Here is a 25,119-nt window from a genome sequence, read left to right on the forward strand (position 1 = left end):
ACCATAAGATTACTTTTATTAATACTTGCAACTACTAAATAGATAGTACTGATATTGTAGCCCCTTAGTTTAAAAATTTTATATGCAGCATTTTTTACTTAATTAAAAACATTATTTTATATTTTTTTATGACTTAGATAAGCTTTGCCCCTTTACTGAAAAAAATTTAGTTTTTTCAATCAAATGTATATGCTATTATATAGATATAATAGATGGTTCTCATCCCCTATGACTTTGGGCATGAATAATATTAAGATTAAAGTTTTATGCTAATAAAGAGAGGAAAAAGATTGTATCTAAACTAAATAGTTACTGAGCCCAATACCTTAGTGTTAAAAAATTCAATATCTTTCAAGTTAATATTAGATTAACACATCAATAGTGTTACTAACAATAAATAAGATTGCATTATAACAGCGTCTTATCATATCACTCAAGATATTTTTTTGACTCTCTTTTGCTGTAATGACTATCATGTCAGCATTTTTTCCTCAAAGTCTATCTGAGTAATAGTTTATAGTCTATTGAAGACACAAAATACATGCTGTGTACTAGGTCCATAAGCCTTTCATACACTTTTTTTTGATTAATACATCTCAAAATTAATTTATCAAATTAGTTTTAACTCAAAGTATCATTAAGCATACACTGTCTTCACCTGTATACCAAGAATAATTGCTTCCTGAAGGCAAACAGTGGCAGAGTTTCTATCTTGAATGATAGAAACAACAACTTGATTAAATATGGCTAGCTCTGAAGAGAATTTAGTATCAATTCAAAGAATATACTAGATGATGAGCTTAGGCTAAAATTTAGTTCAAAAATACTTAATAATGAGTATAGATTCAAAATCTAAAAATTTGCTGTATCTCATTATTTTGTAAAGCTCAAAAAATTAAGTTTTTTCGAAAAATAAAAAAATATTTTCAACTCAAATATTAAGTAGTATTCGTTAGATAAACTTTTGTTATCAGACACAAACTAAAATTTATAAGAATGGATGTAGTAAATGATTTTGTAATTTAAAAACTGTAATCTTTATACTTTTTATGTTGAAGAGTTAAATGAGTTAGGACAAATAGCTGTTTGAAATAGTAAAAAAGTCATGAAAGTTATTCAAAATTGCTTATCAAGACTAAATGTTTTGACTTGTGTTCACTGACCTTTAAGACGTTACTGTAATGAGGAGTTTTTTAAAAACCTATGAGAGAGTTCAGGGTACAATAAAAAGCAAGCACATGAACTAAATAGTAAAAGTCCCCTATGACGAGGCAATATACAATTACCCTTCTTCCTGGTGATGGCATTGGTCCCGAAATCTTGACAGTTGCTGTAAAGATTCTACATCTCATCGGAGAACAGTTTGATATCAAATTTAATTTTAAAGAAGCCCTCATTGGAGGATCAGCGATCAGTGAGACGGGGAAGCCCCTTCCTGAAGAAACCTTAACCTGCTGTCGTAACAGTGATGCTGTTTTATTAGCTGCTATTGGGGGGTATAAATGGGATAATCTCCCTCGTCATCAACGTCCTGAAACAGGATTATTAGCTATTCGTGCTGGACTTAACCTCTTTGCTAACTTGCGCCCTGCGACCATTTTCCCCCAACTAATTGATGCTTCTTCCCTTAAACCAGAAGTGATAGGGGGAGTTGATATCATGGTGGTTCGAGAATTAACAGGGGGCATTTATTTTGGACAACCTAAAGGCATTTTCGAAACGGAAACAGGAGAAAAACGGGGAGTCAACACAATGGCTTATGTAGAGTCAGAAGTTGACCGTATTGCCAAAGTTGCTTTTGAAACAGCCCAAAAACGAGGCGGTAAGTTATGTTCTATTGACAAAGCTAACGTCTTAGATGTGTCTCAATTATGGCGCGACCGTGTTAATCATATAGCATCCCAATATCCTGATGTAGAACTTTCTCACCTTTATGTTGACAACGCAGTTATGCAGTTAGTTCGCGCTCCCAAACAATTTAATACTATTTTGACAAGTAACTTATTTGGGGATATTCTCTCCGATGCGGCGGCAATGTTAACTGGTAGTATTGGGATGTTACCCTCAGCTAGTTTAGGTTTAGAAAAACCAGGGTTATTTGAACCTGTCCACGGTTCAGCGCCTGATATTGCCGGACAAGATAAGGCTAACCCCCTCGCCCAAGTACTAAGTGCAGCCATGATGTTACGGTATGGATTAAATGAACCTAACGCGGCAAGTAAAATTGAACAAGGCGTATTAGAAGTGTTAGCTCAAGGCTATCGGACAGAGGATATTATGTCCCCACAGATGAAAGCAGTGGGATGTCAGCAAATGGGAGATATATTACTCAAAGTAGTAGAATCTTAATGTCTAAGATATTCGTCTTCGAGTGGGTATTGACTGGTATGGAGATACAACAAGAGTCAGGTTGAGTTATGGGGAATAAAACAGTGAAATATGCATATCAAACACCAAATGCCAAACAACAAAAAATGCAACTGCCTATCACTATTGACTGCGCTATTTTAAGAGCGGCGCAGCGTATTTATAGGGACTATTGTGTTTTTCATCCAAAACATAATAAAAGGCCTTACGGCATTGCCATTGATCGCCAAAGCAAACGAGGACAACTAATCTTTCGAGAAAACCCTGTTCTCTTACCTGGAGAAAGTTTTGTCTCGACTAATCAATTTGAAGTTAAAATTAATTGACTTTACAATAACTACATACTTTACACAAACATAAATTTATGGAGATCACAAATTATTTACTTGAGCATTTGTAAGTTATTTCATTCTCTTCTGATAACTATTCAATATATTTTATATTGTCTTTTTTTCTAATTTGTTACCTATAATTTTTTAAAAAAATATTGAAAAATTATTTTTATAATTATAACTTATAATAAGTTTATCCCAACTAACTTTCTATCCTCTTGTCTTTAAATAAATGTAAAATCTCTATTTTTGTTCTTGTTTTCAAGTACATTTTTTACTACAAGTTATCTTTAATAGTTTTTTTCTTCTAATTATGTTAGTCTGACTTTTAGGTGGACTTACATCTATGTAGTTACTCTTTTTAAAAGATTTTTCTATTTTAGACTTATTTGAATTTACCTATTTGTTAGGTATAGAATAGCTGTGGTGACTTGTTAGGAGACATCATCAGTTAATATTGATGATGTAGCAGGGTGCCATATAGGCATTAAATAGTTGTTGATGGCAACAACATAGCAAAAAACAAGATTCTAATTAACAGTTATTTGTTTTTGAGCAGTTGGTGCGAGTCGAAACTCTTATCATCAAAGGCCTTCTAATCTACTTCTCGATTTTAGCTTTGTTTTTTTTAACCTTCGTTTTTTGAGGTGACTACTCTAATGTCTAGTTTCCAATCAAAATATCCATGGTGGTATGGATGCGTAATCTATGAAATTTATATTCGTAGCTTTTACGATAGCAATGATGATGGGGTAGGAGATTTACAAGGAATCATAAAAAAAATCGATTATTTAGGGTCTCTTCCCATTGATGCTCTTTGGATCACGCCTTTTTATCAATCTCCGATGAAGGATTATGGATATGATATCTCAGATTATTATTCGGTTGATCCTCTGTTTGGAACTCTAGAAGATTTTGAGGAATTAATTGAGAAAGCCCACGCTCGCAATCTTAGAATTGTAGTCGATCAGGTATGGAGTCATACCTCTGATATACACCCTTGGTTTATTGAAAGTTCTTCTGATCGCTATAATCCTAAAGCAGATTGGTATATTTGGGCTGATTCTAACCAAGGAGATGTTCCCAATAATTGGTTATCAATTTTCGGGGGAACTGCTTGGAAATGGTGTGAATCTCGCCAGCAATATTATCTCCATAATTTTATCGATAGCCAACCTGATCTCAACTGGCATAACCCTGATGTCGTCAGAGAAATTATGAAAGTAGGAGAATTTTGGCTAGCAAAGGGGGTTGATGGGGTACGTCTTGATGCCTGTAATTATTACATGCATGATCAAAGTTTACTAGATAATCCGACTCGTACCAAAGGAATGCCTAATCAAGATGGAGTTTCTTCTCTTAATCCGTACTCTAAGTTTATTAACCTCCACAATATGAACGAGGTTAAAAACATCAAATCTTTAAGACGCATCCGCAAAACCTTGAATAAATACCCTGAAACCTTTGCTATTGGAGAGATTGTGGCGGCTGATGATCCAATGCGCCAAACGGTTGAGTATATTCGGGGGTCAAATCGATTACATACAGCGTACAATAGTGCTTTGTTAGTTAATGAGAAACTAAGTCCAAAATTAATTGCCAGGGTGATCGAAGATTTATCTCTTCATCTCGAAGCGGATGAGGAAGAGATGATCTGTATCACTATGAGTACTCATGACTTTCCTCGTGCTAGGTCAAGATGGAAACCGAATGATGATTCTCTAATTCCAGCTTTTGAGAAAATGCTCATTTCTTTGTTACCTACCTTGCGGGGCATCATTTGTATTTATCAAGGGGAAGAATTGGGGCTAACAGAAACCAATGTCTCTAAAGAGAAGATGAAAGATCCTTTTGGTATTTTCTTTTATCCTTATTTTGCGGGACGCGATGGCTGTCGAACTCCTATGCCTTGGGAATCAAATAAAAAAAACTTTGGTTTTACAAATAATGAGGAACCTTGGCTTCCTGTAGATGAACAATATCAGTCTCTTGCAATTTCGGCTCAAGAAGAAAGAGAAGATTCTATGCTTAACTATTTTCGATTTTTCCTAGAATGGCGTAATCGTCAACCGGCTTTAAAATATGGGTCGGTGGAATTGATTGAAGTCGGAGATAGTATCTTATCCTTCTTAAGAAAAACTCCTGATCAAGAACTTCTTTGTGTCTTTAATATTAGTGAACAAATAATTTCCTATCTCATTTCTTTTCGGTATGGAAAGGCAATCGTCGGGTCTAATATTACAAGTTTCCCCACAACCAATTTGGGTAATGGACAAAGAACCGTTGAAATGGAACCTTTTGGCTTTGGCATCTTCGAACGAGAATCTTAATTAAGTATTATTATTTTGATGCTTCTTCTACTATTGTTAGCAGGAGCGTCAAAAAAGGGAATCATTTTAATCTTAAGTTTTGCAAAATAAATGATATGGTGGCTAACTTAAAATTTGTTCAAGGATTTCTAATAAATAAAAATAACTTAGCTAGGTTTCCAACAATAAACACAATCAGAGCAATTGATGAGTTGCGACAATGAGTTTTCGACTATCTAGTCTCTAAATCAGTTACTTCTTTTCAAAGAGTCCTTATTTTTCAGTTGATTTCCTTTTAATTTCTATCTATTCTGTCCTTAATCAACTTAAGAATTTCCATCTATACAAATAAGTCACTATAATGGATTCATTGGGTAGATTGCTAATTAGTGGATTGATTATCATTAAATTGGTAATTGTTGAATATCTCTGTTGGAACCAATAATAACCATCACTAAGTTTTTATCAAGTTTTTCTTGGGGAGTAGGATTTATTTTGAATTTATCTTCTTTTCCAGTAGCCAAAACATTTATTTTATAACGATTCCTAAGATTTAATTCCTCGATTGTTTTTCCGTGAAACTCTTCAGGAACCCAAATTTCTACAATACTGTGATCAGGATCAAGATCAAACCGTTCAAGAATAGCTGGTTTTGTCAGAGTATAAGCCAATTCACACCCAGCATGATATTCAGGAAAGACCACTAAATCTGCTCCCACCCGTTCCAATAACTTTCCATGAATCTTAGAAGATGCTTTAGCAACAACCCATTCAACACCGCCCTCTTTTACGTTGAGGGCCGTAACAATACTTTCTTCTAAATAATTCCCAATAGCCACAATTACCGTATCAAATTCGAAAATTCCAGCCTCTTTTAAAGCATTAGGTTGAGTTGAATCTAACTGAATAGCACTAGAAGCAATTTTCTCATTTAAAACTTGTGCTACTAGAGATTCTTTAATGTCAGTTCCTAATACTTCATAGCCCAGTTTATAAAGTGTTCCAGAGACAGCTCGTCCAAAACGGCCTAAACCAATAACCGCAAATTGACGAGTCTCTCGACGAAGATTATTCAAAAAGTTTAAGGATTTCAATGTTCTCCCCCTATTCTTTTGTTAGTTAAAGAGTGCAGTTCTTCAATTCCTATTTTACCTTTTCTGGGTAACAATCACGAGATAACTTAATCCATTCTTTACCCAACTAACAAACGTTCTTCAGGGTATTGAACAACTCTAGGATTAATTTCACCGACAATAGCTGCCATAAAGACAAGAATACCTACTCTCCCAGTATACATGGCTAAAATTATTAAAAGTTGTGACAGGGAAGAAAGGCTGGCGGTAATCCCGGTGGAAAGTCCCACTGTAGTAAAGGCTGAAATTACCTCAAATAAAACTTGAAATGAACTGACCTCAGTATCAAAAAAAGCCGGGTGAAAACTAATCTCAATAAAGGAGATGAGAAAAGTAATAGAAATTACCGTAATGGTTGAACCAAAAACAACAGCTACTGCTTTTAAGATTAGAGAAACTGGAATCTCACGCTTATACATAACTACTTGATCGTTACCTCGTAAAACTGAACGGGTACAGTTAGTTAAAATCCGAAGTGTTGTAGTTTTAATTCCTCCTCCTGTTCCGCTAGGACTTGCACCAATAAACATAAAACCCATGGTTAAAAATAGTCCAGAAATTGTCATTCCTCCAATATCAATACTATTAAACCCAGCAGTTCTAGTTGTTACAGATTGAAACCATGCACCCAATAATTTACTTTTAAAATTTAGTGATGCTAAGGTGTTCTGATTTTTATATTCAACCAATAGAAACATGATCGTTCCCAGTATCAGTAAAAATGCTGTGGTGCTAATAACCACTTTGAAGTTAAGAGATAAAAAAACTCTTTCTCTACGCTTTGTAATTTTGTGTAAAATCCAAAGATATAGCTCAATAATAACTGAATAGCCAATGCCTCCCAAAATAATCAAAAAAGCGACAACGAGATTAATTGTTAGAGAATCTTGAAAACCAACCAAACTATCTAGAAATAAACTAAATCCAGCATTATTCCAGGCACTAATACTATGAAAAATAGATATCCATAATGCACTAATTTTTCCATATTTTTCTTTAAAGAAATTAAATAATAGTAAAGCTCCTACAATTTCAAAAACAAGAGTCATCCCAATAATAGAACGAATAATTGTTTTGCTATTTTCTTGGCGAAGGGGACGATCTAAAGATTCTTGAATAGCTAATTTTTGTCGAAGATCAAATCGCCGACCAGTCAATAATATCAAAAAAGTTGTTGTTGTCATATATCCTAATCCTCCTATTTGAATTAATAGCAGGATAATCAATTGTCCCCAAAAAGAAAAGTAGCTCCCTGTATCAACTACAATCAAGCCAGTTACACAAACAGCAGAAGTTGCTGTAAATAAGGCAATAATAGGGTTATTCCAATGATAATCATAAGTAGAAAATGGCAAAATCAACAAGAGAGTTCCAACTGAAATAACAGCTAAAAACCCTAAACAAATAGTACGAGCAATAGTCATAAAAAAAAATAGTAAGTAACGATAAAAACCAATAAAACATGGCTTTTTAGATTATTTCTGACAACTTTATAATAAAAAAATCTGAAAGTATTACTTTACAAGATTTCTACGATCCTTAAAACTTGATCTTTATCAAAATTAAGTTTTGAGAATAACATAAGACAGTCAGAATAAAAATTTTAACTGCATTATGTCACTAACTTATCATACTAAGTCTAGAAGAGCCAAGAATATTACTTATGAGTCTGAAACTTATTTGTTATTAAGTGAAGGGTGACATATTGTTCCCTCATTACTAGCTGAAAGTCTAGCGTTGATTCGGTAACTTTATCAATAAATAAAGCTCAATTTGGCACTTATCTATTTTTGACATAAGTAGTCTTAATCATTTATTCTTGTGCTCGCCAAAAAACAATCGATTCATTAAGGGGTTCAATTATTGCTCCGGGATAATAAAAAGAAAGTATCTTTTCAGCATTCCAACCTAATTTAGCTAAATTGTAAGATCCGTATTGACTCATCCCTACACCATGGCCAAACCCCCCTCCAACAAAGGCGAACCCTCTTAATTGTTTCTCATTATTATAGATAGGTTTTAGATAAAATAACGTACTACGAGGGGGATAAAAAGCACTACGAACTTCATTCTTATGTAACTCTAAAGAACCTTTATCCGTTTCGACTTTCATGGTTAAAATACGTCCAGATTCTGATCTTTCAATGACTTCCATCCATCGAATTATTTTAAAATCAGCTAAGGGATCTTTACGTTTTTTTAGATACTTTTTTAAATCCTGACTTAAACTTTCAAGAGTTGCCTGTCGATCCCAACGAAAAACATTTCTTCCTGTTTCATTAAATCCATTTTTTAAACTAATAAAATTACGAAAATTTTGTTCCTTAGCTAAGGATGTTTTTGACAAGTCCCAAAGTTTTTGGGGAGAATCAATAACCGCTTTAAGATAAGGTCTTTCTTTTCCATTCCAAATATCACTAAACTTGGCCGTCACTCCTCCTGTAGTGGAGGAATAGAGGGCATCTACTAACTCATTTTCATAAGTCAATACTAAGCCTTTAGTAGCTTTGATCGCTTGATCAGCTTTAGGACTAGTTCCACTTAACCCATAATAAACCTGACAGTGGGTTGTAGCACACAATTGATAGTTATCCGCTTGAAACCGTCGTATATTTCGTAAAGCATAAGTACGGGCAATAATAGTTTGAGCTTTCGCTGCATTAAGGGGAGCCGATGGTCCAATTTCGTGAGGAACAACCCCCCTAAGATAAGTTTCAAGGGAAATATTGTTAACTAAAGTGTAGGTTCCATAGGCGTTGGGTTGTAGCCTCAGACTTCCTCCATAATAACGGACTTTTCCTTGACTTAGACTAACTTGAACAGGACTTTTGCCTGGGATTATCTCTAAATAATCAGGACTATAAATTTTACCAGCCACGGTAAAAGTTGCTCGAGGAGTAGCTGCTACAATTTCTAATTCAAGATAGACATTCCTAAATCCTTTAGCTTTAAGATTTTCTAGTAACCAACGACGTAATAAGGGGGTTTCGTAAACATCGCGTTTTGCCCAAACTTGCCACTGTTCAGGTTGAGTAACTTCTACTTTAATTCCCCTTTCTTGCCATTTTTTCGCACTGTCTTCCGCGGTTTCAAAAGTAGCATGATCACTTAAAACTACTTTCTCTCGTAGCACAGGCGTTGATAAAGGTTGTTTAACTACTTCAATAGTGAATTGGTTGGTTTGAACTATTTTTTGTTGGCTATCATCGTCGTCAAATTTTAGAGTTAGGGTATCTTCACTAGTAGTGGCAATGACTAATTTTTCCTTTTCTTTTTCCCCAAACCGTTGAACCACTCCTACATCTAGCTCAACATCTGTTGCTCTTACAGGGGATGTACAAACTCCTCCAAGTAAAATAGGAAGGCAAAATAAGCTGATACATAGAAGTTTGCCCCTGACTGGGCGATGAGTCTTGGTAATTTCCATATTGAGCTAGATTTATAGGTTTTCTATTTTACGCCTTGTTATTTTTTATATCAGAATTATGGAAAATTCACATTTTTCTATTATGTAAACATAAGTCAACTCATAGGCTAGACGGGATCTTATTTAAAATTGTTGCTAGTCATCTTGAAAAAAATTTTGTTATGTTTTAACACTTATATTCATAAGTTTTGTGCTAAGATACGAATCGCGGTAGAAAGTTGAAAATAATCTGCTTAGACTCTATAAAGTCTAGTCATACAAAGCATTGTAACAGCAAGTATAATAATTGCACGCTGGCAAATTTACTTATCTTGAAAGGATTTACGACATCACTGGGGATACTGAAATTAGCAATTATTAAGTTAAAAGGGTGAACTTAATAAATATTGACTCTCTCAAAATATTTATAATTTTTATAATTATCTATATTCATAAGCTAGAAAAATTGTATATTAGCTATCAATTTTAATGTAAATTTCTAATTAATTAGATCTTCTGGCAAAGATTTATAACCAACAATATTAGGATGAAGTTCATTGGAAGTTGATCGTTTTCATGAAAATAGCCGGACAAAATTATTGTAACTATTGTAATAAATGCTTGCCTTGCTGATCAAATACTATGAAGTCTGTCAATGGGTGCCCGTTAGGTCGCCTTAGCATAGTAGAAGAATCATTAACTACCACCGAAAAAATAATTCTATAAGAGACTTGGTTAAGTAACTCCCCGCGAGATTAAAATTCTCTCTATAACTGTTCAGACACCTGAGAAAGACGATTACCCCCAATTCCTAAATTGTACAAAATATGACCAGTTTGTAAATCTTTCATTTACTGACGACGTAGTCTGTTTGTTCAACCTCAACCGACTCGATTACAATGTCTATGAATTAGACTATTTCCAAAGTGACTATTTTTTAAGGTTTAGACTTGACAGGTGATTTAAAGAGTTAAGTGGTTTCCAAACAGTTTGCATTAGGGGATATCTCCTCAATCGAATTTATGAACAGCCTCATATTTTTGTAGCAAGGTTGCTTATGACTTAAATAGTAATCGCTTTTAGTGTTGGACTATACAGTTATTAGAACGACTGTTAAACTAGATGAATCTTGGTTAATCCGTTACCCGGCTTATATATTCATGCAAAAAAGACTTGCTTTTGACTCATCTGAAGTTATATATCACGCTCAGAAACTCCTCGATGCTGCGACTAACCGCTATCGAATTACGGTACAAGTAGCTAACCGTGCTAAACGTCGTCGTTACGAAGATTTTGATAGCATTGAGGATCCTTTAATGAAACCGGCTATTCGTGCCATCATTGAAATGTCAGATGAACTTACCCAACCTGAAATTATTAGTGATAATTGAAGATCAAAATCTATGCTAAGCCTACCAAATTTGTCTATATAGACCATGAAAATGGAAAAGACTATATAAACCATATTCAATATTATTCGGTTATGATTTGGAAAATTCTTCAACCTTGGAATTATTGCTCATATCTCCGGCAAAACATAAGACTACTGATCATTTTTCTTCTGAGTGCTACTCTAGTTATAGAGGGGGGGCGGTTTAAATTGTCTCGAGGTAACAGCTTTAGAGTTCAACCTGTTAACGCTCAAACTCTACGACCTGAAGAAGCTGCTGGTATAGTTTACAAAAAATTATCCTATCTGCCCAAAGAAAATCAATATATTCGTAAAGATACAGAGAGAATTGATCCTGTTCAAACTTTAATCAGTCGTTTTATCCGTTATCATCGGGATTTAAAACGTCGGGAGCCTAGTGTTTCTCTTGATTGGAAAATTACCCTGGCTGACTATTTAGGGGTGAATGAATCAATAAAGAAAGATCGCTATCCTGGTAGTTCCACTCTGCAAAATAACCCATTAACTCCTGACGTTGAGGCAATTCGAGAATTAAACCGCCATCAACGTCAGGAGTTAGTGGATTTGTTGGTTAGTATCTATGCTCCTAAACAGAAAAAACTCAACCTTCCTACAATTCAGACCGAATCAATACCTGAGTTTTTTCAACCAACTCCTACTATAGGTCCTAGTCTTTCTAAACCGGGGGATGCTGATTTATTAAAGTGATGCTGCCTTATTAAAGTTATGAGTGATCGTTTACTTAAAAAAGGAACAGGATGGCGTATTGGCTGGAATCCTAACGCTGTTCCTTATCAGGGATTAATTGGTGGTAAAGATTGGGCAATAGAATTGACAAAAGCTGAATTCAAGGATTTTTGTCGTTTGTTTAAACAGTTAGCCGAGACAATGGAAATAATGTCCCAGGAATTGATGGACGTTGAAAAAATCGCCTGTGAAGCAGAAAGCGACTTTTTGTGGTTAGAAGTAGAAGGATACCCCCATGCTTATTCCTTGCGTCTTATTCTTAACCAAGGTCGTTGTTGCGAGGGAAACTGGTCTGAAGAAATGGTAAGAGAATTATTGCAAGTAGTTAAAATTTTTGAAATATCTTAATTTTCTTAGAAAATATAATAAAAATAATTTCTAGGTGAATCGTTTAAGGAAAATAAGCATTATAATCTTTTCTAAGAAATAAGGATATGAAATTGCAGAAAAAGACAATATATAGTTTATTCAAAAATCCTTGGCAAGAATAAAAAAGCTTAATAAGAGTCAAAAACTTTTTACAGTAGAGAGAAAAATGAGATTAATTTCCAGCAGCAGGTGTAATATCTTAAAAGAAGACGAAAAATATACACAGGGATTGTTTCTTATAACGGCTTTAGTATATACAAGTAGTATAGTCAAACTCAAATAATGGATAGAAAAAAGATTATACTTATTCTTTCTATAAAAATATTTAAACATAAATATGATTCAGATAAAGCGGTTAGACAAAGTTTTTATCGAATGGTTTCTAATCTAATCAATTGAAGCTTAATATGACCTACTAATAAAAGACAAAACAGCAAACAGAATAAACACTGTTCACTGTTTTCGATTTACAAATATATAAAATTAACCACCAGCAACTGCTGGGACAATACTTACTTCATCCCCATCACTGAGAATAGTATTTATATTATCTAAAAAGCGAATATCTTCACTATTCACATAAAAATTTAAAAAGCGACGGGGAGCTCCAGTTTCATCACATAAACGCGCTTTAATTCCAGGAAAAGTTTCTTCAAGGGAGTCAAGTAATTCATTAAAATTACTCGCTGTACATTCACAGTCTTTTTGATTGTTCGTAAACTTTTGCAAGGGTGTAGGAATTAATACTTTAACAGCCATAGTTATTTAGCAATAATTAATAATTACCAATTATCTAGTGTAGTAAGAGAGTGTAGCCATCAGGATATTAAGAAATGAGAAAACTTTGACGACTACGCAGAGATTAAACTAAAACTTGTTGCCATTCAAGACGTTCTAAGGTCCGAGAACGTTCCAGAGCACGTTCAAAGCTATCAAGTTTTGGCTCAATGGTCAGGGGTTCACCGATATATCCTTGAACTGCTTCTTGAGTTTTTAGTCCATTCCCGGTGATGTAGGCTACGGTAGTTTCTTCAGGCTCAATCTTTCCGGCTTCTACTAGCTTCTTTAGGACGGCAATAGTTGTCCCTCCGGCAGTTTCGGTAAAGATACCTTCAGTTTCTGCTAAGAGTTTAATGCCTTCAATAATTTCTGCATCGGTTACACTTTCAATATTGCCATTAGTTTTACGGGCAATATCGAGGGAATAGCACCCATCAGCCGGATTTCCAATAGCTATAGATTTTGCAATAGTATTCGGTTTAACAGGAGTTATAAAGTCTCGTCCTTCTTTGAAGGCGGTAGCGATAGGAGAACATCCTTCTGCTTGTGCGCCACTGAAGCGAACAAGTTTATCTTTAACTAATCCTGTTTCGATGAATTCTTGGAATCCTTTATAAATCTTAGTATAGAGGGAACCAGAAGCTAAGGGAGCAACTACATGATCGGGGAGTTGCCAGCCAAGTTGTTCAGCCACTTCAAACCCTAGGGTTTTAGAACCTTCAGCATAGTAGGGACGTAAATTAATATTAACAAATCCCCATTCGTAGCTATTACTGACTTCGCAACAAAGACGATTAACTTGATCATAGTTTCCTTTGACCGCCATTACCGTAGGGTTGTATATAAGAGTTCCGAGAATTTTACCTGCTTCTAAATCGGTTGGGATAAAAACATAACAGTCTAACCCAGCATGAGCAGCGATAGCTGCAGTAGAGTTGGCTAAATTTCCTGTACTCGCACAAGAAACCGTTGTAAAGCCTAATTCTCTAGCACGAGTTATGGCCACAGAAACCACTCTATCTTTAAAGCTGAGGGTCGGCATATTCACCGCATCGTTTTTAATATAAAGATCTTTCAGACCCAAGCGACGAGCTAAGCGCTTTGATTTCACCAAAGGAGTCATCCCAGTGCCAAGATCAATAGGATTTTCGCTTTCTACGGGCAAAAATGCTTTATAACGCCAAATGGAATTAGGTCCTGCTTCGATAATTTCACGACTAACTTGAGCGCGAATAGCATCGTAGTTATAAGCCACTTCTAGAGGGGAAAAAGTTTCTTCACACACATGAAGAGCTTTTAGGGGATATTTTACACCACCTTCTTTAGAAACGAGATGGGTGAAAGTGGCGGTTTTGGTTTGCGTTACCTGAGTCATGGATTTCGATCCTGATTTCTCGTGAATCTTTAATAGTGAAAAATGCTGTAATCTTCCGTAAATTTTCACCCGTTTTTGAACATGTTATCATAGTAAATATATTTCGTCAAATATACCCGACTATTTTTATCGGCATTAATATTCAGATGTTTTGTATACTGTTTTTACAGGAAATAAAAAAATTTTGATAATACATTATTAAGTCAATTATTTAAATAAATGCAGTAAACTCAACTTAATAGGTCTCAAAATTATGATTTTAGTTAATTGTAATCAACTAAAAATTTTTATAGTCATTTATGCTCAATCATGTTAGTCTAACCAATACAAATCTATTTATAGAAGATATTGGTCAACAAATTATAAGACAGCTATTGAATTAGGTAATTTAGAAATTGCACTAAGATTAACTTGAATACATTGCCTATAATTGAATGCTACCTAAACAAGATGTAAAAATTAGATTTTGTACAAGGGATAAAAATTTTTATTAATTAAAAGAATTTTACTAAATTAAAGCCTAGATATTAGTGTTATTGTTAAATATAAATTTAATTTCTATTTAACAATAGAATTTAAAATTTGTCTATATTTCTGATTCACGATAAAATTCATCATATCATAACCTGATCAACTGTAATATATCTTTATTGGTTAGTATTCTTGATACTAAGTCAGCTATTTTGAATTTAAATATTTTTTGAAGAAAGTGTTTAAACTTTTGACTTTAACAATTGTTAGTTTTATTATAAAATAGATTTGTTATAATCTTTCCTTATGATCCTTGCTTTTAAAATATAAAATATGAACTTATAAATATTGCTCTTTAATACTGCTAGCCTATTCACTCTTTACTGGAACAAAATATAAAGACCAGTTTTCTTCCCAGGAAAACCAAATGTAGATGACCTAAAAATATTTGCAAGAAATTTAAAATGGTTTAATAATAAAAAAGTTGATTTTGGTAAAATACTTACTTATTTTTTAAATATTTCACTTAAACTTACTTTTATTTATAAATAAAAATAGGGTTAGATCCATGTATTATTAATTAATAAATTATAGTTTTATTTTCTAAATACTTCGAATTATAATAAGCAATTTTTTAAAAAACCTATTATGTTAAAAAAGCAGGTATTATTCATTAGCAATGGAACAGGAGAAGACCTTAATGCAAGTTTGATTCTCCAGTCATTAGTTAAAATCGCTCCCAAAATTAACATTGTAGCAATGGCGTTAGTAGGATTAGGAAATGCTTACCAGAGTTTAGGCATTCCTCTCGTTGGACCGAGACAAATACTACCGTCTGGGGGAATTTTTTACACCCATTTTTTTAATTTAGTTAAAGATTTAGTATCAGGACTAGTGGGCTTGACATTACGTCAGATTCAATTCTTGCTTAATTATCGCCATAATTGTGATTTTTGTATCGCTGTGGGAGATATTTTCCCGGTTACTATGGCATATCTCACTAACCGTCCCTTCGTAGCCTTTCTTGTATCTACTTCTAGTTATTATGAGGGCAAATTGCGGCTACCTGGGTTAACTCAATGGTGTTTACGATCACATAGATGTTTAGCAGTATTTACACGCGATGTATTTACCGCCGAAGACTTACAACAGCAAGGCATGACTAAAGCTGTGTTTGCAGGTTATCCTATTCTAGATGTCTTGTCTCCTATAGGTAACGATTTAAACCTAAATCCCAAGATACCAACAATTGCCTTACTACCCGGAAGTCGTCTTCCTGAAGCCCTTCATAACCTAACATTACAATTGAAGGTATGTGAGGCAATTAGTGAACTGGAAATAGTACAATTTCGAGTTCCTTTAGTGTCTAGTATTAGAGAAGAAGAGCTAGAAACTATTGCAAAAAAACAGGGATGGCATTATCAATCACCAGGAATTTTCAGTAAAATCAAGCAAAATCAAACAATTGTTGTAAAGTGTTATTGGAATGCTTTTGCCGATATCTTGCAACAGTGCGATTTAGTTTTGGGGATGGCAGGAACAGCCGTAGAACAGGCAGTTGGTTTAGGCAAGCCTATTGTACAGCTTCCAGGATACGGACCCCAATTTACTTATGGTTTTGCTGAGGCACAAAGGCGATTGTTAGGGATTTCTGTGCAAACTATCGGTAAAACTCCAAATAATCCTACTTTATTTACGGATGCTGCCCACACCATTCAAACTATTCTTAAAAATCCCCAATATTTAGAGGAATGTCTAGAAAATGGGCGGCAGCGAGTAGGACAAAAAGGAGGATCTGATAGCCTAGCAAATGCGATCGCTCAATTATTGTTATCTCAACACTTAACTCGAGCTAACAAAAACATGGACTAATCTATTGTCATCTGCTTTTATTCAGGTTATCCTTTTCAGGATTGTGTATAAACATGACATATTTAGTAGGATCATAATGCCACTATGGAACGACGAGGCGTAACTATCTGGTTAACTGGATTAAGTGGTGCTGGAAAAAGTACTATCACTCATGTTTTAGGAAAAAAATTGAGTGATGGAGGCTATTCCGTAGAAGTTCTTGATGGAGATATTGTTAGAACAAATTTGACAAAAGGGTTAGGTTTTTCTAAGGAGGATCGTGATACAAACATTCGTCGTATCGGTTTTGTGGCTAGTTTATTAACCCGTCATGGAGTAATGGTTCTTGTCTCCGCTATTTCTCCCTATCGTGAAAGTCGGGATGAGGTTCGGACTAGAATTGGAAACTTTGTAGAAGTTTTTGTTAATGCTCCCTTAGATGTATGTGAAAATCGTGATGTCAAAGGATTGTACAAGCGTGCTCGCTCGGGAGAGATCAAGTCTTTTACTGGAATTGATGACCCGTATGAATGCCCTTTAAACCCGGAAATAGAATGTCGTACTGATTTAGAATCACTCGAAGAAAGTGTTAATAAAATTTGGCAAAAACTTAGAGAAATGGGATATCTGTCTAAATCTATAGCAGTTTAATAGGAATTAGGTTAAGAATTTTCTGTCAAAATTTTTCTTTCCAAAATAGACTGAACCTTAAGTTAGTAGTTTAAAAGAAAAAATAAAGTAGAAAACTAATATATTGGAAAACTTTATTAAAACAGGATATAGTTATCGGAACTTATGTCAAGAAATAAATGGTTAAATTCCAATATTAGGGACATAATTATTTGCCTAGACATTTTAAGATTTATCTCATGACCAGGAATTAAGTTAAATGATTAAAAACAGTTAAAAATCGATAATTCTCAATTCTGAAAAAGAGATTATTAGTTCAGTAAAAATAAAAAAATAAAGAAAAAAGAGGAAATCGTTTATTAAAAAAAGTTTAGTAAAGTCAAAGTATTAAATTTTCTTAAAAACCCGATATAGTTCGGTTGTATTTCGCAAGATAGTCGAGGGTCAAATGGAGTCGGTAACAGTATATTCCTCTAATTTAGAGAAATATACTGTGTTATTGAATGTTACTGCTAGTTTTTAAAACAATTATGTAGAGCCTATAAATTCATAGTTAAAATATATAAGGCGATTTTGACTTATTTTTTCAGTGTTCGGAGAGTTTTTATCAAGTTAGAGTTTGTGAGAGCTGACAAAAAGTTAGATCGATAATTGAATTTGAATAAAATTATTTCTTAGAGTTAACTTCGACTTTATTTGAGAGCATTGAAACTAAAACTTAAGTTCTCTTATTTCTTGAAATATTTGATTATTATCGATAAATTTTAAATTTGTATAAATACCATAGCGATCATTTTATCCATTTAAAAACACACATATTTAACACAATGTGTCAATGTGTAGCTCTTAATAGATGACTATCAAACAAATGTGATTATAAAGAAAATTATGAGAATATTATCTTCCCATTATGACAAAAGAGTGGGAAGATGGATACAAACCTTGAGGTAGCCTACAGTTAGCAGTTATCAAACTCGGTACCCATTGTTGTCTTAAAATTTATCGTAAGTTTATTTCAAAAAAAGTTATGGTCGTTGCCACCCAATCACTCGAAGAACTGTGCATTAATTCTATTCGCTTTTTGGCTATTGATGCTGTTGAAAAAGCTGAATCTGGACACCCAGGATTGCCGATGGGAGCAGCTCCAATGGCATTTGTCCTTTGGGATAAGTTCATGCGGTACAACCCCAAAAATCCTAAATGGTTAAACCGTGATCGCTTTGTCCTCTCGGCTGGACATGGCTGTATGCTTTACTATGCTTTGTTACATCTAACCGGATATGACAGTGTTTCCATCGATGACATTAAACAATTCCGTCAATGGGGTTCACAAACTCCTGGACATCCTGAAAACCACGTTACTGAAGGAATTGAAGTTACCACTGGACCTTTGGGACAAGGAATTGCTAACGGAGTTGGGTTAGCCCTAGCTGAAGCTCATTTAGCAGCTAGATTCAATAAACCAGATTGTAAGCTCATCGATCAATATACCTATGTAATTTTGGGTGATGGCTGCAACATGGAGGGAATTTCTGGAGAGGCTTGTTCTTTAGCTGGACATTGGGGCTTAGGTAAACTGATCGCCTTATATGACGATAACCATATCTCCATTGATGGGTCTACAGATATTGCCTTTACTGAAGATGTCTCTAAACGGTTTGAGGCTTATGGTTGGCACGTTCAGCATGTCGAAAATGGCAATACAGACTTAGATAGTATCGCTAGAGCGATTGAAGTAGCCAAAGCAGTTACCGACAAGCCTTCTTTAATCAAAATTACCACTACTATTGGTTATGGTTCTCCTAACAAGGCTAACAGTCATGATGTCCATGGGGCAGCTTTAGGAGCTGACGAGGTTAAGGCTACCCGTAAGCACTTAAGATGGGAATATGCTCCATTTGATATCCCATCTGATGCCTTAAATCACTTTCGTAAGTCCGTTGATCGCGGCGCTAGCTACGAAGCAGAATGGAATAAGTTATTGACTCAGTACAAAACTAAATATCCTGAAGATGCTGCTCTTCTAGAACGGATGGTCAGTGGCGAATTACCCAATGGATGGGATAAAGCACTTCCTGTTTATACCCCCGAAAGTAAAAAAGACGCTACCCGTAATCAATCAGGCATAACCTTGAATGCGATTGCTGGCGTACTACCTGAACTAATTGGTGGATCAGCTGACTTGGCCCCCTCTAATAAGACCTTACTTAAGGGTCTTGGAGATTTCCAAAAAGGGCAATACCAAAACCGCAACATCCGTTTTGGAGTGCGCGAACACGGTATGGGAGCTATTTGTAATGGAATAGCCTCACATGGGTCCGGGTTAATTCCTTACGGTGCAACTTTCCTGGTTTTTACCGACTACATGCGTAATGCTATTCGTCTCTCTGCCTTAGCTGAAACAGGAGTGATTTGGGTCATGACCCATGACTCTGTGGCTTTAGGCGAAGATGGACCTACTCACCAACCAGTTGAGCATATTGCCTCTTTAAGACTAATTCCTAACCTGATTGTGATTCGTCCTGCGGATGGTAATGAAACTTCTGGGGCTTACAAAATTGCCATAGAAAATCGTCATCGTCCCACTTTGTTAGCATTATCTCGCCAAGCATTACCTAACCTAGCCGGAAGTTCCATCCATGCAGTAGCAAAAGGTGCTTATATCGTTAGCAACTGTGATGGAACTCCTGATATCATCCTCATCGGAACTGGCAGCGAAGTAGAACTCTGTCTTAATGCAGCAGAAGTGTTAATCGGGGAAGGTAAAAAAGTTCGAGTTGTTTCTATGCCTACCTGGGAATTATTTGAAGAACAAGATGCAGCTTATAAAGAGTCTGTTCTTCCTAAAGCAGTTAAAAAACGCCTTGCGGTAGAAGCGGGAGTCAGCTTTGGATGGCACCGTTATGTCGGGGATGAAGGCGCAACTATCAGCATTGATACTTTTGGTGCTTCTGCTCCTGGTGATGTCGTCCTTGAAAAATTTGGCTATACCGTTGAGAACGTCGTTGCTAAAGCAAAAAAAATTTTAAGTTAATTCATATTTCTATCATTAACTTAACTAATAGTCCTCTAAAATTTTAGAGGACTATTATGTGTTTTGGCATTTATAATAAATTGTCATGAATTATCAAAAATAACTATTTTATGATCATTCATATACAGACAAGTAGATCCTAATTATATTGATAAAGTAAAAGACACTTTTTAAAATCGTAGTTTTCCTAGTCAACAAAAATTAGCACTTAAAACAAGCTCATTGATTACTGTACCTGCGATCCTATTGCCGATAATCTAATATTTTTTGAGTATCAATTTAGTATAGACTTAGTGATGAATTTACAAATGCAGGACATATTGTTCCATCTGAACTAGTCCTAACCACAATTCATACTCTAATCGTAAATATTCAGGTATAGTTTCTCCTTCCAAATCATAAATTATAGGTTTAGTGTTTTAAACAACAAGCATCGTTCAGTTCATTTTCATAATTATTTAAACAGTAAAAACTTAAGCTATCAATTCCTTTTTCCTGAAAAGAACGACAGAAAAATTATCTTTATCCTATAGGGAAAAAGATAACATGGAATGAGAAATCCCTAGCTACATTAGCCGGTTAGCTATTTCCATTATAGTAACTTACTTCGACTCAACAGTGTTTGGTTGATCTGTAAATGAAAGCCTAAATAACCTTTCCAGCATAAGGTAGCAGAAGTTTCACCAGTCGGAAGGATAGTTAAATCGGTTAAGATTCAAGATAAAAAGATAGGATAGTAATTATGAGTAGATATAGAAACCGAGGGGTAAAAGAAGTATGTTTTTAAGATAAAATTGCAAGGTTACAATCTACAACGTCCTATGCAGCGGAGATTGTAACAAAATATTCATTGAGGGGTTGCTAAATTTATAGATTTATTGTTAGAATCAATGATGGCAACAAAGCAGATAATCCTCAGTAGCTCAGCGGTAGAGCGGTCGACTGTTAATCGATTGGTCGTAGGTTCGAATCCTACCTGGGGAGTCTATATAGAGTATATGCAGTTTTTATTAGTGATGGGCTAGAGTTGTTAAGTTTTGAGCTTGGGATGAGCAATAAAAATATTATCAAAACCTGCTTGATTGTAAAATAAACAACTCACTTTCTTGAAACTTTCTCAAGTTAATTTTTTGTGTTCTGACATCCAGGTTTGATACTAACTATAAATTTTGCCTAACTAGCCTGATTTAAAGTCTTCATAGGAGATAGGAAGTCATAATCTAATGCAAGATGTTACAATATGACGTCATTATCATTGATGTTTGGTTAGCTGAATATCGTGCCGCTCTAGAAATTAAAAGTTTTACCCCTACAGTTAATGTAGCTGTTGTGGATAAAACTCATCCTATTTGATTACATTCTGTAGCGGACTAAGGATGGATCGCTGCCAGTTTATAAATGCTTATCCTAAAGACAGTAGATAGTCTGAACTTTTGATAGCATCAAAGGTTCAGACTATCTCACCGAGCAAAATACAGTTATTTTATTGATCAAAGAAGCTCCTGATATGATTATCGACTTAGAACATTCAAGGGTACTATTTTCTCTTGTAGAAGATGGCAAAATTGCTCAACGAGCTTTTGGTGGTCATACTTACAACCGCACTTGTTCCGCCGCCAATAAAACTGGACATGCTATTCTCCACAATTTAGTTAATAACCTCCATTGTGATGAAATTACTATCTATGATGAATGGTATGTGATGCAATTAATTAATTCTTGAAAAAGGGGATGTAAAAGAGATCATTATGTATCGTATCGAATATGAAAAACTTGGAATTGTCCAAAGTCAAGTAGTCATGTTTGCTATAGGGGGTTATGTACAAGTATTTAATGCAACTTCTAATGAGCGTCTACAGGGAACGATTTAACCATATCTGCCATGGCGGGGATCCCTTTAGAAGATATGGTTAAATCGTTCAGTTTCACCCTATTGGATTGTATTTCGTTAGGGTCTTAATTTTTTCAAAAATACTTTGGTCTATTATTTTACTGTAAAAATTGATATTTAATATATGCCTGTGGTGATTAATATATTTTACCTGAAGGAAAGTATTGATTCTTAGGGGACATCTTTCATCTATTTTAAGTTAGTTAAATTAATTAACCTAAGTGTAATTTATAACATCGACAAAGACAGTTTTTTATAAATTAATTAAAATTTGATAAAGTTACTGTCAGTCAATCTCTGTAACTCGCCAACTTAATTTAAGATTAAACCAAAAATTACAAAAAGTAACTATGGCAATCGCTAATAAGTTTGCTATATATTTATTATAGTTAAAAATACTAACAAATATATTCAAAAATAATACATTGAGAATTAATCCTGCCAAACAAATTAAATTAAATTTAATTAAGCGTTTTAATCTTTGTCTTTTTTGTGGTTGTTGGCGGGAAATATCTCCAAATGTCCAACAATCATTCCAGAGAAAATTATTAATAACAGCCAACTCAGCCGCGATAATTTTACTACGTATTAAAGGTAATTCTGGGCCGATCTTATCACTTAATAAGTAAAAAAATACCATATCAACAACAACACCAGTTAATCCAACTAAACTAAACTTGATAAATCTGGCTGAAATTGATAAGCGTAAGCCCAATAAATGCTGGATATATTCTATATATTGTTTCCAAGTGACTTTACTCTCTCCATCCTGACGTTCTCGAAATACATAACCTACTTCAGCAATCCAACTGATAGAACCTCTTGCAGTTACCTCAATGAGGATTTTGTATCCCACTGGACTTAATACCTTGCAGGCTATAGCATTGCGACGCACCATAAAATAACCACTCATGGGATCAGAAAGTCGACTAATAACTTCTGGGAGAATTATCAATCCTAATATTTGCGCCCCACGGGAGAGAAAACGACGCAAAATACTCCACTCACTGACACCGCCTCCTTCAACATGACGACTAGCAACAGCTAAATCAGCCCCTCTTTCCATTTCTTTTAATAGTTTTTCTAACACTTCTGGGGGATGTTGTAGGTCTGCATCAATGACCCCTAAAATTTCTCCTTTCGCTACTTGCCACCCTCGAATAACCGCCGTTGATAAACCTTTTTCATTAACACGGCGCATTACGTGCAGTTGGGGATAGTTAGAGGTTAATTCTAAAGCTAATTTCCAGGTATGATCAGGACTATCGTCATCAACAATTATTAGTTCATAACGTTCTGACATATATTGGTCCAACAACTGACTTAAAATTTCAACTATATCCTTAATATTCCCGGCTTCGTTATAAGTTGGGAGAATGAGAGATAATTTGGGAAGAAAATCGCGAGCAATTTCTTTAGTTGCACAAAAGTAAGAAATTTTTAAAGTCCCAGAGGGAGTAGAGAGAAGGGATTGATTCATTAGTTATTAAAGTTTAATAAAAGTTGTTTAAGAATTGTTTGACAATATTGTCGATTGAGTCAGAAAACAAGTAATGAAAATTGATTAAATCTAGCGATTTTAAATAAAAAGTACTTATTTAAATGAATTTAACTTGTTTCAATTCAATTCTACTAACTCAATAGGTTGACACAGGTACTTAAAACAGAAATAATTATGGAAGAAAATTATAGATAAAACAGTTTCAGGTTCATATCATACATCCTAATTCATGTAAAAACTCTGAATTTATATCCCAATTCTATAGAAAGACAACTCAGTTTTTTTCTAAAAAAATACTTGATTTTTGTCGTCGATGTCATCTCATGAAAAGCTAGCAGTTCGAGGTACAATTTGAACAATAGCAAGTTATGGGGAAGTTAAGTTTTGCATCTTGCTGATAGTATCATCCTGACTTGTCTATTAGTTCCAGGGTTATTCACTCTAATAGCATTGATTAGTGCCTTTGTTCAGAGTCTTGACCTGTTTTTTATATAGGTATTAAAACTAGTATTATTTGCAGTCCAAAGGGAGAAACTCAATCTTTTCTCAACAGAGCTTGAATTTTACAAATTGTTCGTGGTTTTGTTTTGTGATTAGGTTGTTGCTTTATAGCCTAGTTGGATGGTGATCTTTGAGCCTCATGGCTAATATTAATCATTCGTTTAGCTACCATTATTAATAGATTTAGCTTTATTTCTTTAACTACTCTTAATCGTAAGATGGCATTAGGTATCCTAAACAGATTTGAGTTTAAAGTTCAATTCTTAGTTATAGCCATCAAAGTTATCTGGGCTTATTTTCAAGGAACGATTTGGGCTTTATTTGGTGGAAGTTTACTAAATAACATATTCACGTTAATCGAAAGCTATCCTTTAAAAGCAAGTTCACTCAGATGTTTGACTTGGAAAAAAAGTTGATCAAGGAATTCGTTTCTTTTGGTCGCTAGATTTTTATTTCTACGGTAATATTCTGGTTGGTTAACTCAGCTGATAAACTCCTTTTAGGAAAATTCTTGTCCTTGGAGATTTTAGCTATTTATACATTTTTTTTACTTACTAACTTGTTTAAGATCGTAGCAAAAAGAATAATCCGTCAAGTAATTTTCTCCTTGATAGCTCGCGATAATAAGATTTTCAAGGAAAAACTTGGAAAAAAATATCTAAAGTCTGTTAGCATATCTTACTTTTTATTCTGTATGGTGTAACTATGTTAGTAAGTTTTGATGGCACAAGAATTATTACTCTATACCATGATAAGTATATTCAAGTAGATCGGATATTATCGATGCTTTTCTTTGAATTTTGACAACAACTTTTTTTATAACCATTAATCAAAATTTTTTGGTTATAGGTAAGCCGTGTTATAAGAATTTTGGGAACTTTTCAAATTTTTACGTATGATCGTCATGTTACCATTATTATTTTGTTTACAGGGAATTATTGAACTCATACTTAATCATTAAATTTAATGACATTATGTTTTACACTTCAGTTGCCTATGACGTCTAAAGAC

General features: G+C 34.4%; 15 protein-coding genes, 1 tRNA gene and 1 pseudogene. 11 read left to right on the plus strand and 6 right to left on the minus strand.

The genetic code is table 11. The features are described 5' to 3' along the window. Window positions 1-1,263 precede the first annotated feature (1,263 nt). The 3 genes from leuB (at window position 1,264) to ETSB_RS00780 (ending at window position 5,029) form a co-directional block, all read left to right on the plus strand. Window positions 1,264-2,349 carry a 3-isopropylmalate dehydrogenase gene (gene leuB, locus ETSB_RS00770; RefSeq protein ID WP_044105707.1) on the plus strand — a complete coding sequence of 362 codons (1,086 nt, stop codon included), beginning with the start codon at window positions 1,264-1,266 and terminating at the stop codon, window positions 2,347-2,349. A gap of 125 nt (window positions 2,350-2,474) precedes the next feature. Next, the gene (locus tag ETSB_RS00775; RefSeq protein ID WP_408643855.1) at window positions 2,475-2,693 is read left to right on the plus strand and encodes a hypothetical protein; all 219 of its coding nucleotides are present in this window, start codon (window positions 2,475-2,477) and stop codon (window positions 2,691-2,693) included. A 665-nt stretch (window positions 2,694-3,358) separates the two neighbouring features. Next, window positions 3,359-5,029: an alpha-glucosidase gene (locus tag ETSB_RS00780; protein ID WP_044105711.1), complete on the plus strand. Its 1,671-nt coding sequence runs from the start codon at window positions 3,359-3,361 to the stop codon at window positions 5,027-5,029. A 383-nt stretch (window positions 5,030-5,412) separates the two neighbouring features. Here the strand turns inward: ETSB_RS00780 and ETSB_RS00785 are convergent, their stop codons facing one another. The 3 genes from ETSB_RS00785 to ETSB_RS00795 form a co-directional block, all read right to left on the minus strand. Continuing rightward, window positions 5,413-6,102, minus strand: coding sequence for a potassium channel family protein (locus ETSB_RS00785; protein WP_044105712.1), 690 nt, complete (start codon window positions 6,100-6,102; stop codon window positions 5,413-5,415). Between the two features lie 98 nt (window positions 6,103-6,200). Further along, window positions 6,201-7,565 (minus strand): TrkH family potassium uptake protein, encoded by a 1,365-nt coding sequence (locus ETSB_RS00790; protein ID WP_044105714.1) that lies wholly within the window; start codon window positions 7,563-7,565, stop codon window positions 6,201-6,203. Between the two features lie 389 nt (window positions 7,566-7,954). Then, window positions 7,955-9,568, minus strand: coding sequence for a SpoIID/LytB domain-containing protein (locus ETSB_RS00795; RefSeq protein ID WP_044105716.1), 1,614 nt, complete (start codon window positions 9,566-9,568; stop codon window positions 7,955-7,957). 1,139 nt (window positions 9,569-10,707) lie between these two features. Between ETSB_RS00795 and ETSB_RS00800 the strand changes: the two genes are divergently transcribed. The 3 genes from ETSB_RS00800 to ETSB_RS00810 all read left to right on the plus strand — a co-directional run bounded on the left by ETSB_RS00800 (window position 10,708) and on the right by ETSB_RS00810 (window position 12,053). Further along, window positions 10,708-10,938, plus strand: coding sequence for a DNA-directed RNA polymerase subunit omega (locus tag ETSB_RS00800; RefSeq protein ID WP_044107521.1), 231 nt, complete (start codon window positions 10,708-10,710; stop codon window positions 10,936-10,938). A gap of 209 nt (window positions 10,939-11,147) precedes the next feature. Then, the gene (locus ETSB_RS00805; protein WP_232509827.1) at window positions 11,148-11,666 is read left to right on the plus strand and encodes a hypothetical protein; all 519 of its coding nucleotides are present in this window, start codon (window positions 11,148-11,150) and stop codon (window positions 11,664-11,666) included. An 18-nt stretch (window positions 11,667-11,684) separates the two neighbouring features. After that, window positions 11,685-12,053 carry a DUF1818 family protein gene (locus ETSB_RS00810; protein ID WP_044105717.1) on the plus strand — a complete coding sequence of 123 codons (369 nt, stop codon included), beginning with the start codon at window positions 11,685-11,687 and terminating at the stop codon, window positions 12,051-12,053. Window positions 12,054-12,557: 504 nt separating this feature from the next. Here ETSB_RS00810 and ETSB_RS00815 read toward each other — a convergent pair. Further along, a complete protein-coding gene (locus ETSB_RS00815; protein ID WP_044105719.1) occupies window positions 12,558-12,833 on the minus strand; it encodes a MoaD/ThiS family protein in 276 nt (91 codons plus the stop codon). 103 nt (window positions 12,834-12,936) lie between these two features. Further along, window positions 12,937-14,229 (minus strand): threonine synthase, encoded by a 1,293-nt coding sequence (gene thrC, locus ETSB_RS00820; protein WP_044105721.1) that lies wholly within the window; start codon window positions 14,227-14,229, stop codon window positions 12,937-12,939. A 1,119-nt stretch (window positions 14,230-15,348) separates the two neighbouring features. Here thrC and ETSB_RS00825 point away from each other — a divergent pair. The 5 genes and pseudogenes from ETSB_RS00825 to ETSB_RS09060 form a co-directional block, all read left to right on the plus strand. Then, on the plus strand, window positions 15,349-16,572 hold the full coding sequence (locus tag ETSB_RS00825; protein ID WP_044105722.1) for a lipid-A-disaccharide synthase-related protein: 1,224 nt from the start codon (window positions 15,349-15,351) through the stop codon (window positions 16,570-16,572). A gap of 84 nt (window positions 16,573-16,656) precedes the next feature. Then, on the plus strand, window positions 16,657-17,202 hold the full coding sequence (cysC, locus tag ETSB_RS00830; RefSeq protein ID WP_044105723.1) for an adenylyl-sulfate kinase: 546 nt from the start codon (window positions 16,657-16,659) through the stop codon (window positions 17,200-17,202). A gap of 1,006 nt (window positions 17,203-18,208) precedes the next feature. Then, entirely contained in the window at window positions 18,209-20,215 is a 2,007-nt protein-coding gene (gene tkt / locus ETSB_RS00835; protein WP_044105725.1) for a transketolase, read from the plus strand. 912 nt (window positions 20,216-21,127) lie between these two features. Further along, window positions 21,128-21,199 (plus strand) — tRNA-Asn (locus ETSB_RS00840). Window positions 21,200-21,445: 246 nt separating this feature from the next. Continuing rightward, window positions 21,446-22,177 (plus strand): annotated as a pseudogene (locus ETSB_RS09060) (FAD-binding protein); the annotation flags it as partial. A 215-nt stretch (window positions 22,178-22,392) separates the two neighbouring features. Here the strand turns inward: ETSB_RS09060 and ETSB_RS00850 are convergent. Continuing rightward, complete coding sequence (locus tag ETSB_RS00850; protein ID WP_044105727.1) at window positions 22,393-23,586, minus strand: glycosyltransferase; 1,194 nt, start codon at window positions 23,584-23,586, stop codon at window positions 22,393-22,395. Window positions 23,587-25,119: the final 1,533 nt, after the last annotated feature.

Source organism: cyanobacterium endosymbiont of Epithemia turgida isolate EtSB Lake Yunoko, assembly GCF_000829235.1.
Lineage (GTDB): Bacteria > Cyanobacteriota > Cyanobacteriia > Cyanobacteriales > Microcystaceae > Rippkaea.

Coding starts and splice junctions, on each gene's coding strand:
- leuB (WP_044105707.1), top strand. CDS start 1,264: ATGACGAGGCAATATACAATTACCCTTCTTCCTGGTGATGGCATTGGT.
- ETSB_RS00850 (WP_044105727.1), bottom strand. CDS start 23,586: ATGAATCAATCCCTTCTCTCTACTCCCTCTGGGACTTTAAAAATTTCT.
- ETSB_RS00810 (WP_044105717.1), top strand. CDS start 11,685: ATGAGTGATCGTTTACTTAAAAAAGGAACAGGATGGCGTATTGGCTGG.
- ETSB_RS00795 (WP_044105716.1), bottom strand. CDS start 9,568: ATGGAAATTACCAAGACTCATCGCCCAGTCAGGGGCAAACTTCTATGT.
- ETSB_RS00775 (WP_408643855.1), top strand. CDS start 2,475: ATGCAACTGCCTATCACTATTGACTGCGCTATTTTAAGAGCGGCGCAG.
- cysC (WP_044105723.1), top strand. CDS start 16,657: ATGGAACGACGAGGCGTAACTATCTGGTTAACTGGATTAAGTGGTGCT.
- ETSB_RS00815 (WP_044105719.1), bottom strand. CDS start 12,833: ATGGCTGTTAAAGTATTAATTCCTACACCCTTGCAAAAGTTTACGAAC.
- ETSB_RS00790 (WP_044105714.1), bottom strand. CDS start 7,565: ATGACTATTGCTCGTACTATTTGTTTAGGGTTTTTAGCTGTTATTTCA.
- ETSB_RS00800 (WP_044107521.1), top strand. CDS start 10,708: ATGCAAAAAAGACTTGCTTTTGACTCATCTGAAGTTATATATCACGCT.
- thrC (WP_044105721.1), bottom strand. CDS start 14,229: ATGACTCAGGTAACGCAAACCAAAACCGCCACTTTCACCCATCTCGTT.
- ETSB_RS00825 (WP_044105722.1), top strand. CDS start 15,349: ATGTTAAAAAAGCAGGTATTATTCATTAGCAATGGAACAGGAGAAGAC.
- tkt (WP_044105725.1), top strand. CDS start 18,209: ATGGTCGTTGCCACCCAATCACTCGAAGAACTGTGCATTAATTCTATT.
- ETSB_RS00780 (WP_044105711.1), top strand. CDS start 3,359: ATGTCTAGTTTCCAATCAAAATATCCATGGTGGTATGGATGCGTAATC.